At 63.1% G+C, this 13349-nt stretch carries 11 protein-coding genes; 9 read left to right on the top strand and 2 right to left on the bottom strand.

What is annotated here, in order from left to right; genetic code table 11:
• Positions 1–211: 211 nt before the first annotated feature.
• A complete protein-coding gene (gene gyrA / locus ACZ51H_RS04510) occupies positions 212–2944 on the top strand; it encodes a DNA gyrase subunit A (RefSeq protein ID WP_464802560.1) in 2733 nt (910 codons plus the stop codon).
• Positions 2941–3288: a DUF952 domain-containing protein gene (locus ACZ51H_RS04505; protein WP_460988056.1), complete on the top strand. Its 348-nt coding sequence runs from the start codon at positions 2941–2943 to the stop codon at positions 3286–3288. Before gyrA ends, ACZ51H_RS04505 begins: the two co-directional genes overlap by 4 nt.
• Positions 3289–4067: 779 nt before the next feature.
• Here ACZ51H_RS04505 and ACZ51H_RS04500 read toward each other — a convergent pair.
• Complete coding sequence (locus ACZ51H_RS04500) at positions 4068–5192, bottom strand: glycosyltransferase (RefSeq protein WP_460988054.1); 1125 nt, start codon at positions 5190–5192, stop codon at positions 4068–4070.
• A 53-nt stretch (positions 5193–5245) separates the two neighbouring features.
• Here ACZ51H_RS04500 and ACZ51H_RS04495 point away from each other — a divergent pair, with 53 nt between their 5' ends.
• The 7 genes from ACZ51H_RS04495 (at position 5246) to ACZ51H_RS04465 (ending at position 11705) form a co-directional block, all read left to right on the top strand.
• A complete protein-coding gene (locus tag ACZ51H_RS04495; protein ID WP_464772594.1) occupies positions 5246–6094 on the top strand; it encodes a lysophospholipid acyltransferase family protein in 849 nt (282 codons plus the stop codon).
• Positions 6095–6144: 50 nt separating this feature from the next.
• Entirely contained in the window at positions 6145–6789 is a 645-nt protein-coding gene (locus ACZ51H_RS04490) for a phosphoribosylanthranilate isomerase (RefSeq protein ID WP_464772305.1), read from the top strand.
• Entirely contained in the window at positions 6786–8015 is a 1230-nt protein-coding gene (gene trpB, locus ACZ51H_RS04485) for a tryptophan synthase subunit beta (protein WP_464802559.1), read from the top strand. Before ACZ51H_RS04490 ends, trpB begins: the two co-directional genes overlap by 4 nt.
• 147 nt (positions 8016–8162) lie before the next feature.
• Positions 8163–8993 (top strand): tryptophan synthase subunit alpha, encoded by an 831-nt coding sequence (gene trpA / locus ACZ51H_RS04480; RefSeq protein ID WP_464802558.1) that lies wholly within the window; start codon positions 8163–8165, stop codon positions 8991–8993.
• Positions 8990–9841, top strand: a complete 852-nt coding sequence (accD, locus tag ACZ51H_RS04475; protein ID WP_449472282.1) for an acetyl-CoA carboxylase, carboxyltransferase subunit beta — start codon at positions 8990–8992, stop codon at positions 9839–9841. Before trpA ends, accD begins: the two co-directional genes overlap by 4 nt.
• A gap of 26 nt (positions 9842–9867) precedes the next feature.
• Complete coding sequence (locus tag ACZ51H_RS04470) at positions 9868–11193, top strand: bifunctional folylpolyglutamate synthase/dihydrofolate synthase (protein ID WP_464802557.1); 1326 nt, start codon at positions 9868–9870, stop codon at positions 11191–11193.
• A gap of 71 nt (positions 11194–11264) precedes the next feature.
• Positions 11265–11705: a DUF6628 family protein gene (locus tag ACZ51H_RS04465; protein ID WP_464794781.1), complete on the top strand. Its 441-nt coding sequence runs from the start codon at positions 11265–11267 to the stop codon at positions 11703–11705.
• Here ACZ51H_RS04465 and ACZ51H_RS04460 read toward each other — a convergent pair.
• Positions 11690–13015 carry an AmpG family muropeptide MFS transporter gene (locus ACZ51H_RS04460; RefSeq protein WP_464802556.1) on the bottom strand — a complete coding sequence of 442 codons (1326 nt, stop codon included), beginning with the start codon at positions 13013–13015 and terminating at the stop codon, positions 11690–11692. The two genes, ACZ51H_RS04465 and ACZ51H_RS04460, sit on opposite strands and share 16 nt — an antisense overlap.
• Between the last annotated feature and the right edge of the window lie 334 nt (positions 13016–13349).

The following is a 13349-nucleotide window of genomic DNA, read 5'->3' as shown; positions in this document are numbered from 1 at the left end:
GCCTTGGGGAAAGGCGCCCTTGATTAAGCGCCGATTAGGGGGCGGCGCGTGAATGACGTTTGAACATCGTATATGCAGCAGTTTTCCGCCTGTCAGCCCTTTCTTACAGCTTGATCTGACGCGAGCGCGCGTGCGCGCGAGGGGTGACAGAATTGTTTCGCTCCGCTAGTGCATGAGCAACGAAACAGTTCCATCCAAAAAGAGAATCGCATTGACCGACGAGACTGCCCTCGCCGACCCCTCGGACATCAGCCCCATCTCCATCGTCGATGAGATGAAGGCCAGCTATCTCGACTATGCCATGTCGGTCATCGTCGCTCGCGCCCTGCCGGATGTCCGCGACGGGTTGAAGCCGGTGCACCGTCGCATTCTCTTCTCGGCCCATGAATCGGGCTTCCAGCACAACAAGCCCTACCGCAAGTCGGCCCGCATCGTCGGTGACGTGATCGGTAAATATCACCCGCATGGCGACAGCGCGATCTATGACGCCTTGGCGCGCATGACGCAGGACTGGTCCATGCGCGTGCCGCTGATCGATGGTCAGGGAAACTTCGGTTCCATGGACCCCGATCCGCCAGCGGCCATGCGGTACACCGAAGCGCGCCTAGCCAAGGTCACGACCGCCCTGCTGGAGGATCTCGACAAGGACACCGTCGATTTTCAGCCCAACTATGACGCTTCGGAAAGCGAACCGCAGGTCCTGCCCGCCCGCTTCCCCAACCTGCTCGTCAACGGCGCGGGCGGCATTGCGGTCGGCATGGCGACCAACATCCCGCCGCATAATCTGGGCGAAGTGATCCGCGCCTGCCTCGCCTATATTGATAATCCGGCGATCACGATCGATGAACTGATCCAGATCGTTCCCGCCCCTGACTTCCCGACCGCCCCGCTGATCCTGGGCCAATCCGGCGCCCGCAACGCCTATCATACCGGCCGTGGCTCCATCATGATGCGCTCGCGCCATGTGATCGAGGAAGGGCGCGGCGACCGCCGCTCCATCGTTTTGACCGCCATTCCCTATCAGGTCGGCAAGAATGGCCTCGTTGAAAAGATCGCCGAAGCCGCCAAGGACAAGCGGATCGAGGGTATCAGCGATATTCGCGACGAATCGAACCGCCTCGGCGTTCGCATCGTCATGGACCTGAAGCGCGACGCCACACCGGAAGTCGTGCTGAACCAGCTCTGGCGCAACACCCCCGCCCAGTCGAGCTTCCCGGCCAACATGCTCGCCATTCGCGGCGGCCGTCCGGAACTGCTCAACATCCGTGACATTATCGAGGCGTTCGTCCGCTTCCGCGAAGAGGTCATTACCCGCCGTACGAAGTACGAACTCAACAAGGCTCGCGATCGCGCGCATATCTTGCTGGGTCTCGTCATCGCGGTCACCAACCTCGACGAAGTCGTCCGCATCATCCGTGGATCGGCCAGCCCCGCCGAGGCGCGCGAAACCTTGCTCGCCCGCGACTGGCCGGTGGCGGAAATCGCGCCTTACCTCAAGCTGGTCGAAGCGATCGAAACTGAAGCGGGCGGCGAAACATACCGCCTGTCGGACATTCAGGTCCGCGCCATACTCGACCTCCGCCTCCATCGCCTGACCGCGCTCGGCCGCGACGAGATCGGCAATGAACTGGCCGAACTGGCCGCAGCCATCGCTGAATATCTCGCCATCCTCGGCGACCGTCAGAAGCTCTATGCCGTCATGCGCGAAGAGTTTGAGGCGATCGAACGCGACTTCGCCACCCCGCGCATCTCGGAAATCACCGCTGCCGCTGACGGTATCGAGGACGAAGACCTGATCGAGCGCGAGGAGATGGTCGTCACCGTCACCGTGCAGGGCTATATCAAGCGCACCCCGCTCGAAAGCTTCCGCGCCCAGGCGCGCGGCGGCAAGGGCCGCTCCGGCATGGCGACCAAGGATGAGGACGCGATCACCGAACTGTTCGTGACCTCCACGCACACGCCGGTCCTCTTCTTCTCCACGGCGGGCAAGGTCTATCGCATGAAGGTCTGGCGCCTGCCCGAGGGCGGTCCCGCCACGCGCGGCCGTCCGATGGTGAACCTGCTGCCGCTCGGTCCGGGCGAAACGATCCAGACTGTCCTGCCGCTGCCCGAGGATGAGGACAGTTGGAAGGACCTGCACGTCATGTTCGCCACCGCGAACGGCACGGTTCGCCGCAACAGCATGGACGCCTTCGCGAACGTGCCGAGCAACGGCAAGATCGCGATGCGCTTCGATGAAGGCAGCGACGATTGCCTGATCGGCGTGGCGCTGCTCAGCGAAGAGGATGACGTCCTGCTCGCCACTCGTCAGGGCAAGGCAATCCGCTTCAAGGCGACCGACGTGCGCGAATTCCAGAGCCGCACGTCAACCGGCGTGCGCGGCATGACGCTCAAGAAGGATGACGAGGTCATCTCGCTCTCCATCCTCCACCGCTCCGGCGCCAATCAGGAGGAACGCGACGACTATCTCCGCTTCGCCCCCTGGAAGCCCGAAAAGGAAGGCTCGCCGCAGATGAGCGAGGAACGCTTCGCCGATCTACAGGCGAAGGAGCAGTTCATCCTCACCGTCTGCTCCAACGGCTATGGCAAGCTGTCATCGGCCTACGACTATCGCCGCACCGGACGTGGTGGTCAGGGCATCACGAACATCGACAATATCGGCCGCAACGGTCCGGTTGTCGCCAGCTTCCCCGCGCGCCACGGCGATCATCTGATGCTCGTCACCGATCAGGCAAAGCTGATCCGCATGGGCCTCGACACCCTGCGCGTCATCGGCCGCAACTCGGCCGGCGTGCGCCTCTTCAACGTGTCGGATGACGAACATGTCGTCAGCGCCGCGAAGATCGAGGAAAGCGACGAGGAAACCGAAGTCAGCACCCCCGCAGGCCTCGAAACCTCACCCGAAGTCAGCCCCGAATCCGACCCGGACCTCACCGAAGAGTGACCGACCTCTTCGCCTACAAGATCCTGACCAAGGATCAGTATGACCAGCTAAAGACCGACGGCGTGTTCAAAGGCGCGCCCGTCGATCTCGCCGACGGCTACATCCACATGTCCACCCGCGAACAGGCCGCCGAAACAGCGGCAAAGCACTTCGCGGGCCAGGACAATCTGGTAATGCTAATGATCGACCTCGCCCCCTTCGGCGACGCGCTCAAATGGGATGAGTCACGCGGCGGCGCGCTGTTCCCGCATCTTTATGGCAACCTGCCGCTCAGCGCAGTCGCCGGGAAGGTGGTGCTGCGGTTGGATGAGCACGGGAAGCACCTTTTCCCGGCGGGGTTCTAACCTCCGTTCGTTTCGAGCAAAGTCGAGAAACGATCAGCGAAGCGCATCACCTCTCCCCTCCCGTCATTCCAGCGAAGGCGGGAAGCCATCTCCCGACATGTCGCCGAGACCCTGCTTGTGGGAGATAGATTCCCGCCTTCGCGGGAATGACGAAGTGTGGGTGGATAACGGAATAGCGGCTTTGAACCGCAACACATAGCTAAGCAGACACCGACTTATAAATCAGGGCTGAACTTCTTGAACGAGTTTGGCCTCAAAAAGAGCCTCCAAAAACTCCTGCACAGCGAAGGCCCCATCGCCGGGAGTAAAGCGGATACTCAGTATGTCTTGCGTTGATTCGGAAAGGAACTCCCCGACCCAGCCGTTTGATTTGGCCACCTCAAGGGCCAATGGAGCTTGCGCTGGCGCGCAGCGAAACATGACTGGCCGCGCATCTATGTTGTCGATTGCAGCGAGCGCCCTATTTAATCGCCTTTTCCTAGCGGATCCAAATATCGTTCCCACAGTGAGAGTACCAAGGATCGCAACGATCGATATAAACAAAAACTGATCTGCTCCAAAAAAATGTGAGCTAGCGAGCGCAAGAGTGACCCAAAACAATGCTCCGCCGAAGGATACCATCCTTCGGCTAATCATTCCCGTCACCCCCTCGCGTCAACCGGCATCGTAATCTTCCCCGACATCATCAACAGTTTGCTGTGATGCACAACAGTAAGGTGCTCCTGCTAGCGTCCGATTTTAGGTTTAACCCTATGCTGATTAATAGCGTCAGGTGGTCGCTAGCGGCACTTGCTCCTCTCCATCTTCACCACCCTCCCACTCTTCACCCAATAATCAAACCTGCCCCACCTGATCCGCCGCGAGCAAGCCGCCGCCAACTGCATGCCCCAATGCACCCAGCACACCGCAAACGGCGCCAGCACATCCCACCAAAGCGACCGCCGTGCCGTCCGAGCCTGCTCCGGGTCCACCACCCCCGCGATGATCCGTCGCCGCACCAGTGCTCGTCCCACCGCCGCTGCATAACCCACCGCCAGAGCGCTCCATCCGCCCCAACCCAACACCCACAACCAGCCCAAAGCCTGTACGCCCACGACGGCGGCAGCAATCCCCCACATCCCCGAACTATTCGTCCAGATATGCCGATACTGCCGCACCCCAAACGCAATCGCACCCCGCACCTCCATCGGCGAAGCCACCAGCAAATCCCGCACCGGCCGCAACCGCAGCTTCGCGCGCCACCCGGCCAGCCCGATCGCCATGTCATCCGACAACCGCCCCGCCAGCGCCGCATCCAGATCGAGCCGCTCCGCCACCTCCCGCGTCAGGGCCATAGCTCCACCCCAGGGCATGGTCGCGCCAGCAGCCCGAGGCAAAGTCGCCAACTGCATCTCCACCGCCCCCACCAGTGCCGCCACCGCACTCCGCCCGGGCAACAGCAGCCGATAGCCAGTCACAATATCCGCCTTCCCCCGCACCAGAGGAAAGAGCAACCGCCCCACCAACCGCACAGGCGGCTCAATATCCGCGTCCACGAACACCAGATAGCGATCATCCGGCCGCAAAGCCCGCAAAGCCGCCCGCAATTTATGAACCTTCTGCCCCTCGTCCACCGCGACACCCGCGCGGACGATCTGCACCCAATCCCCCTCGCGCGCCGCCAAAGCCTCCGCCGCCGCGCACCCGCCACTCGAAGCAATCAGCAACCGAAACCGCGCCGCCTGCGCCTTCAACCGGGCGATCAGTTCCGCCCCGCCATCCCAATCATCCCGCACCGACAACAGCACGACCACGCCATCAGGCGCCTCCTCCTGACGATCGACCGGCAGATGCCGCCAATAGTTCAGCACCCCCAGCAGCGTCAGCCCCTGCAACAGCACCCACGCCCAAAAGGCCCAACCCATCGTAAATCCAAGCCCTTTACCCTCTCGACTGCTGCTGTATGACGCTTGGCAAGATGCTCTCCAACCCTTTTCTCTTCACCCTTCTGCGCCTGCTCCCCGCATCCGCCGCCTCATGGCTGGGCGGCTGGTTGTCGGCGAACGTTGCACGCAGAACCATGAAGCTGCGGGACCAGCGCGCCCGCGCCAACCTCGCTATCCTACGTCCTGATCTGGACGAAACCACGCGCGAGGCCATGCTCACCCGCCGCTGGTTCAATCTCGGCCGCACCATGGCGGAACTCGCCAATATCGACCGGCTCGTGAACAACCGCCATGTCAGCATCACAAACGAACCGGCCTATCGGGAAGCGCTGGCCTTGCCCCGCCCCATGATCTTTCTGACCACCCATATCGGCAACTGGGATTTGCTCGCCGCCCATTTGAAAGCGTCAACGGATCGTCCCGGCCTCGGCGTCTACGACCCTCCCTCCGACCCTGCTCAGGCCAAGATGCTGAAGCGGGCACGGGAAAGCTATATGGGGGAAGCCATCACCGGCAGCGGTGCCGCCCGATCGATCCTGCGTCACCTTGCGGAAAAGGACAGGGCGATGCTCTACATCTTGGTGGACGAACGGAGGGATCGACAGGTCTGGTTCCCGCGCTTCGGCAGAAATGTGGAACCGTCGGGAAATCTTTCCATCGCGCTACGCCTCGCCCGGCGCAGCAACGCCCGCTTCCTGCCTTTCACCCTGGCAAGGACCCAGGGCGCTCATTTCCGCCTCGATTGGCACCCGCCGCTTGATCCGCTGGTCATGGACGAAACCGATCTGCTGGATCAGGTCGACGCCTTCCTGGGCAAAGCCTGCATCGACCATGCGGACCAATGGCTCGCCCTGCATGACATGGATTTGACGAGGCCTTGAGTAGCACGGAGCATATGGTTCTCGGTGACCTCACCCGCTAAAGCCCCCAAATGTCCCGACTCGCCATCAAGATCTGCGGCCTTTCCACACCCGACACAGTCGGCACAGCTATCCGCGCAGGCGCGACCCACCTCGGCTTCGTCCATTTCGCAAAAAGTCCCCGCCATGTCGAAGCGGACCAGCTGCGCGCCCTCGCCGCAACAGTCCCCGCCCATATCGAGCGCGTCGCCGTCCTGGTCGATCCCACCGACGAAACCCTCGCCGAACTCACCGCAACAAACGCCCTCACCGCCCTGCAACTCCACGGCAAGGAAAGCCCCGAGCGCACCGCCGCCATTGCTAAGCGCTTCAACCTCCCCGTCTGGAAAGCCATTTCCGTAAAAACCCGCGCCGACATCGAGGCTGCAAAATCCTATAGCGGCGCGGCCGATCTCCTCCTCTTCGACGCAAAGACACCGGATGGCGCCGCACTCCCGGGCGGCATGGGTCTGCGCTTCGACTGGACGCTCCTGCGCGGCGTCCCCATATCCATGCCCTGGGGTCTCTCCGGAGGTCTCGGCATCGACAATGTCGCCGAAGCGATCCGCATCACCGGCGCACCGATGATTGACGTTTCTTCCGGCGTGGAAAGCGCGCCGGGCATCAAGAGTGTGGACAAGATCATGGCCTTCTGCAAAGCGGCACAGCAATCATGACCATCAACAATTCCCTCCGCTCGCAACCCGATGCTTCGGGCCATTTCGGCTCCTTCGGCGGCCGCTACGTCGCGGAAACGCTCATGCCGCTCATCCTTGAGCTGGAGAAGGTCTATAAGGAAGCCAGGCAAGACCCCGCTTTCGAGGAAGAGTTTGAGGAACTGCTGCGCAACTATGTCGGCCGTCCCAACCCGCTTTATTATGCCAATCGCCTGACCGAAGCGCTCCGCGCCGATGCGCCCGAAGGCAAGGGTGCCAAAATCTACCTGAAGCGCGAGGAGCTTAACCACACCGGCGCGCACAAGATCAACAATTGCATCGGCCAGGCGCTGCTCGCCCGCCGCATGGGCAAGAAGAAGGTCATCGCCGAAACCGGCGCGGGCCAGCATGGCGTCGCCACCGCCACCGTCGCCGCCCTGTTCGGCATGGAATGCAAGATTTTCATGGGCGCCAAGGATGTCGAGCGGCAGAAGCCCAACGTCTTCCGCATGAAGCTGCTCGGCGCGGAGGTCATCCCCGTCGTTTCCGGCTCGCAGACGCTCAAGGACGCGATGAACGATGCCCTGCGTCATTGGGTCTCGAACGTCCACGATACCTTCTACATCATCGGCACGGCAGCAGGCCCACACCCCTATCCGGAACTGGTCCGCGACTTCCAGTCGGTGATCGGCCGCGAAGCGCGCGAGCAGATTCTCGAAATCGAAGGCCGCCTGCCCGACATGCTGATCGCCCCGGTCGGCGGCGGCTCCAACGCGATCGGCCTCTTCCATCCCTTCCTCGATGATGTTGAGGTCAAGATGATCGGCGTGGAAGCAGCAGGCGAAGGCCTCACCGGCAAACATGCCGCGTCCCTTGCAGGCGGTGCGTCGGGCATCCTGCACGGCAACCGCACCTATCTGCTTCAGGACGAAGACGGCCAGATCACCGAAGCCCACAGCATTTCGGCGGGCCTCGACTATCCCGGCATCGGCCCTGAACATAGCTGGCTGCACGAGATCGGCCGCGTCGAGTACATGCCGATCACCGATGACGAAGCGCTCGCCAGCTTCCAGAAGCTCGCCGCTCTCGAAGGCATCATCCCGGCACTTGAGTCCGCCCACGCGATCGCCAGCGCGGAAAAGGTCGCGCCAACGATGGACGCGGACCAGATCATCATCGTCAACCTCTCGGGCCGGGGCGACAAGGACATCTTCACCGTCGCCGACGCGCTGGGAGTGGAGATGTGAGCGGGTTTCCCAACATTTCAACCCCTCCCCCGTTCGGGCTGAGCTTGTCGAAGCCCTTCACTTCTCTCAAAGAAAGAAAAGCCCTTCGACATCTGAGCGAGACAAGTGGCTCGTTCAGACAGGGCGAACGGATGTTGGAATTTCACTGTGACCGCTGACCGCCTCGCCACTCGCTTCGCCACCTGCAAGGAAGCAGGCCGGGCCGCCCTCATCACCTTCGTGACCGCAGGCGACCCGACCGTAGCCGCCACCCCGGCGATCCTCGATGCCCTCGTCGCGGGCGGCGCGGACATCATCGAACTCGGCATGCCTTTCACTGATCCGATGGCGGACGGCCCCGCGATCGAACTCGCCAACCTGCGCAGCCTCGGGTCAGGCACGAAGACGAAGGATATCTTCCACCTCGCCACCACCTTCCGCGCCCGCCACCCGCATATACCGCTGATCCTCATGGGCTATGCCAATCCCATGCTGATCCGCGGCTCCAAATGGTTTGCGCAGCAGTGTCGCGAAGCAGGCGTGGATGGCGTGATCTGCGTCGATGTCCCGCCAGAAGAGGACGCGGAGATCGGCCCGGCCCTGCGCGCGGCAGGCGTTCACCTTATCCGCCTTGCCACGCCGACCACCGACGCGGCCCGCCTGCCCGCCGTGCTTAACGGCGCCAGCGGATTCCTCTACCATGTCGCCGTCGCAGGCGTGACCGGCAAGCAGCAGGCTGCGCAGACCGCTGTCGAGCAGGCGGTTGAGAAGCTCAAGGCCGCAACTGACCTCCCCATAGCAGTCGGTTTCGGCGTCCGCTCCGCCGAGCAGGCAGCCGCCATCGGCCGCGTCGCTGACGGCGTCGTCGTCGGGTCAGCCATTGTCGATATAGTCGGCTCGCACGGCGATGCCGCCGCGCCCTTCGTTCAGGAGTTCGTCGCCACATTGAGCGGCGCTCTCAAAGCCAACAGCCCCCATTTCCGGGAGACCGCCGCATGAGCTGGATCAACCGCGTCCGCAAGGCCGTTCCCTTCCTCGCAAAGAAGGAAACCACCGCCGAGACGCTGTGGCACAAATGCCCGTCCTGCACCGAGATGATCTTCATCAAGGAGTGGGAGGATAATCTCTCCGTCTGTCCGCGCTGCGACCATCACGGCCGCATCGGCCCGTCCGAGCGGTTCGAGCAAATCCTCGACGCAGGCTTCATCCTTCTGCCCACCCCGCCGGTGCAGGAAGACCCGCTCAAGTTCCGCGATTCCAAGCGCTATCCTGATCGCATCAAGGCTGCCCGCGCGCAGACGGGCGATCAGGACGCTCTTATCAACGCGCGCGGCGCGATCGACGATGTGCCGCTGGTCATGGGCGTGCAGAATTTCGCCTTCATGGGCGGCTCCATGGGCATGGGCGTCGGCGCGGCATTCATCCAGGGCGTGAATGAGGCCATTGGCCACAAATGCCCCTATGTCATCTTCACCGCAGCAGGCGGCGCTCGCATGCAGGAGGGCATATTGTCCCTCATGCAAATGCCGCGATCGACTGTCGCCATCCAGAAGCTGCACGCTGCGGGCCTACCCTATATCGTCGTTCTCACTGATCCGACGACCGGCGGCGTCACGGCAAGCTATGCCATGCTGGGCGACGTCCAGATCGCCGAGCCTAACGCGCTGATCGGCTTCGCGGGCCAGCGCGTCATCGAAAGCACGATCCGCGAAAAGCTGCCTGATGGTTTCCAGCGCGCCGAATATCTGCTGGAACATGGCATGCTCGACATGGTCGTGCATCGCAGTGAATTGCGCGACACGCTGGCCCGAGTGATCGGCTATCTAGCCCCTCGCGCAGCCGCCTGACGCGATCGCGCGAGGAACATAGGGCCATGCCCGACCACGCCATTTCGGACGACCCGGCGGTCCAATCGCAGCTGGACCGCCTTGCCACGCTGTCGCCGGGCGCGGACATATTGGGTCTCGAACGCATCACCAGCCTGCTTGATAGGCTCGACAATCCGCACCGCGCGCTGCCTCCCATCTTCCATGTCGCAGGCACCAATGGCAAAGGATCGACCTGCGCCTTTCTCCGGGCCGCGCTCGAAGCGGATGGCCGGAGCGTCCACGTCTTCACCTCGCCCCATCTCGTCCGCTTCAACGAACGCATCCGCATCAACGGCCAGCTGATCAGCGACGAAGCGCTCGCCCACTATCTCTCCCGCGTCCTCGACGTGGCCGAAGGCATCGGCGCCAGTTTCTTCGAAGTCACCACCGCCGCCGCCTTCCTCGCCTTCGCCGAACATCCCGCCGACGCCTGCATCCTTGAAGTAGGACTAGGCGGCCGCCTGGACGCCACCAATATCATCGAAAACCCCGCCGTTTGCGGCATCGCCCAACTCGGGATCGATCATCAGACGTTCCTCGGCAACACGCTGCGCGCCATAGCGGCGGAGAAGGCGGGTATCGCCAAGCCCGGCGCCGCCCTGGTAACCCAGCGCTATCCCGAGTCACTCGCTCCCGCGATGCGCGAAGCCGCCAGCCGCGCACGCACCAATTGGCTCCCCATGGGCCAAAGCTGGGACGCCGCCAGCTACCGCGACCGCCTCCACTATCGCGACGAACAAGGCCGCATCGAAACCCCGCTCCCCCGCCTCCCCGGCGCGCATCAGGTGCAGAACGCCGCCCTCGCCTTCGCCATGCTGCGCCATCAAACCGCCCTGCCCGTCAGCGAAGCCGCGCTCAAAGCCGCGCCCCTCTGGGCGCACTGGCCCGCCCGGCTCCAACACCTCGACCACGGCCCGCTGCTCGCTCCCCTCCCCCCCGAAAGCGAAGCCTGGTTGGACGGCGGCCACAATGCCGGAGCCGGAGAAGCGATCAGCGCCTTCTTCACCACCGACAAGCTCGCCGGACGCAAGCTGCACCTCATCATAGGCATGCTCGCCAACAAGGATGCCGAGGCCTTTCTCGCCCCCTTCGCCGGACGCATAGCCCACATCCACGCGCTGCCCGTCCCCGGCCACGAGCATCATCCCGCCAGCCGCTTCGCCGCCATCGCGGAGCGCTGGGGCATCGACTGCACAGCACATGCAAATCCCACGGACGCCATCAACGCGGTCGCGGCGTCATCCAAAACCGAAGCCCCGCTCCTGTTCATCGCCGGGTCCCTCTACCTCGCAGGCGAAATTTTGCGCCTGAACGAGCAATATCCCGACTGAATCTACTTGCGATTGACTCGCAATAGCGTACCTTGCTCTCCGTAACGCAACGGATAAAAAGGTGCTCGCATATGCCCCGTGGAGAGATCACCCCCCTCGACCTGCCCGGCGCAATGCCTCCCGGCTACGGCAACCGCCTGTTCCTCTATGCGATGCGCCGCATGGCCAGCGCCGGGGTCGATGACGCCCACGCAGCCAACGCGATGCTCGGCGCGTTCGGCCGCAGCTACCGCCGTCCCCTCGTCCTCATGCGCGCCATGATGCTCGAACTCGCCCGTTGCGCCACCCGCCGGATACTCGTCGCGCCCTGCTGCTGCGCCCGCATGACCGCCGATGAAGCATCGCTCATGCACTCCATCAGCACAGCGCTACAGGACCCACCTGCATCCTATGAGCAACTCGCCTCGCTGCTCGGCACGGACGATGTCCTCGGCGCCCTGACCTGCCTGCAAGCCGTCTCTCAGGCCCATAGCGACCTAGGCCGCCCGCTGGACCTTTACGCCGGAGCCTGACCACCTTCGTCCGTAGCGGCGCTGCCAACACTCGCATCCACCAGTCCGCTGCGCATCATCAGCCAGAACAGGATGATGCCCGGCAGCGCCAGCACGGTCGTCAGCAGGTAGAAATCGACATAGCCGAACCGCTCGATCAATGCGCCCGCCGACGTCCCCGTCAGGAACCGTCCGACAATGCTCGCCGCCGCCGAAATCATCGCATATTGCGCGGCGGTAAAGCGCAGGTCGCACAGCGCGGAGAAATAGGCGACCACCGCAACGCCGCCAATCCCGCTAGCAAAATTCTCGAACCCGATGGCCCCCGCCATGCCCACATTGCTCTTGCCGGTCGCCGCCAGCAGGGCAAAGCTGAAGTTCGACACCGCCATCAGCACAAGGCTGATCAGCACCGACCGCTTCAACCCCAACCGCGCATACAGCACCCCGCCCACGAAAATCCCGGCCAGCAAAGCCCAGAAACCCACGCCCACATCGTAGATCGCGATCTCCTCATTGCTGTACCCCAGATCGTTGAACAGCAGCCGGAATGTCAGGTTCGCCAGCGTATCGCCAATCTTGTGGACGATGATGAACAGCAGGACGAGCAGCGCACCCTTGCGCTTGAAGAAATCAACGAACGGCCCAATGATCGCCTGCACCAGTTCCCCGCCCGTCTTCCGGGAAGCAATCTCCCGATGCCGTTCAGGCTCGCCAACGATCAACGCCGCCAGCATGGCGGGCAGCGCGAACAGCGCGCAAACGAGATAGGCCAGCGTCCAGTCCCAATATTGCGCCACCACCAGCGCCAGGGCACCCGCCGCCGCCGCGCCGATGCGCCAGCCATATTGCGACATGCCCGCGCCAATGCCCAATTGCTCGGGCCGCAATATCTCGATCCGGTAACCGTCAATGATGATGTCGAACGTCGCGCCCGCAATCCCCAGCAGGATCGCCGCCCGCACCGTCCCCATCAGATCGGTCGCCGGATCGACAACGGCCAGATTGACCACCGCCGCCATCACCAGCAGCCCCGCCACCAGCATCCACGACACCCGCTGACCCAACCGATGCAGCAGAGGCAGCTTCACGCCCTCGATCACCCAGGCCCACAGCCATTTGAGATTATAGGCGAGCAACACCAGGCTGAACGCCGTAACGCTCTTCTTGTCGATCCCATCCTGCGCCAGCCGCGACGCCAGGTTCGCGCCGATCATCGCAAAGGGAAAGCCCGATGAAATCCCAAGGAACAGCGCAGCCAGCGGCGCCTTCTCCACATAGGGCTTCACCGCATCCAGCCAGCCTCGGGTGCCCACGGCAATGTCAGTCATGAAAAAGGCGCGCCCCCAAAATGCTTATCGCGCCACCATATGGCCAATCATCGGAGAAACAAGCAGAACTCGCCCCGACCATATGACCGGCTCAGGCCATGCAACCCACAGACACCGACTTTCCCCGAAATGATGCTTTGGGAGCCTTCCTATCATCTCCCCTCCCGCAGGCGGGAGGGGTCGGGGGTGGGCTAGCGCAACACCGGCCTCATCAAATGGGCTCACGCAAGGCTCGCTACGCTCGCGCCCACCCCTAACCCCTCCCGCCTGCGGGAGGGGAATGTCTTGGATGGGTGGGTAGCGGACTGACGGCTTTGCGGCAGATTCTCGTGGA

This window comes from Sphingobium sp. TomMM15, from assembly GCF_055397045.1.
The sequence above is the reverse complement of the archived record's forward strand: the minus strand, read 5'-3'. Positions and strand labels throughout refer to the sequence as shown.

Bases quoted from the DNA above. Each gene is read 5' to 3' on its own strand.
- accD (WP_449472282.1), top strand. From the start codon at position 8,990: ATGAGCTGGATCAACCGCGTCCGCAAGGCCGTTCCCTTCCTCGCAAAG.
- ACZ51H_RS04465 (WP_464794781.1), top strand. From the start codon at position 11,265: ATGCCCCGTGGAGAGATCACCCCCCTCGACCTGCCCGGCGCAATGCCT.
- ACZ51H_RS04490 (WP_464772305.1), top strand. From the start codon at position 6,145: ATGTCCCGACTCGCCATCAAGATCTGCGGCCTTTCCACACCCGACACA.
- ACZ51H_RS04470 (WP_464802557.1), top strand. From the start codon at position 9,868: ATGCCCGACCACGCCATTTCGGACGACCCGGCGGTCCAATCGCAGCTG.
- ACZ51H_RS04495 (WP_464772594.1), top strand. From the start codon at position 5,246: ATGCTCTCCAACCCTTTTCTCTTCACCCTTCTGCGCCTGCTCCCCGCA.
- ACZ51H_RS04500 (WP_460988054.1), bottom strand. From the start codon at position 5,192: ATGGGTTGGGCCTTTTGGGCGTGGGTGCTGTTGCAGGGGCTGACGCTG.
- trpB (WP_464802559.1), top strand. From the start codon at position 6,786: ATGACCATCAACAATTCCCTCCGCTCGCAACCCGATGCTTCGGGCCAT.
- ACZ51H_RS04460 (WP_464802556.1), bottom strand. From the start codon at position 13,015: ATGACTGACATTGCCGTGGGCACCCGAGGCTGGCTGGATGCGGTGAAG.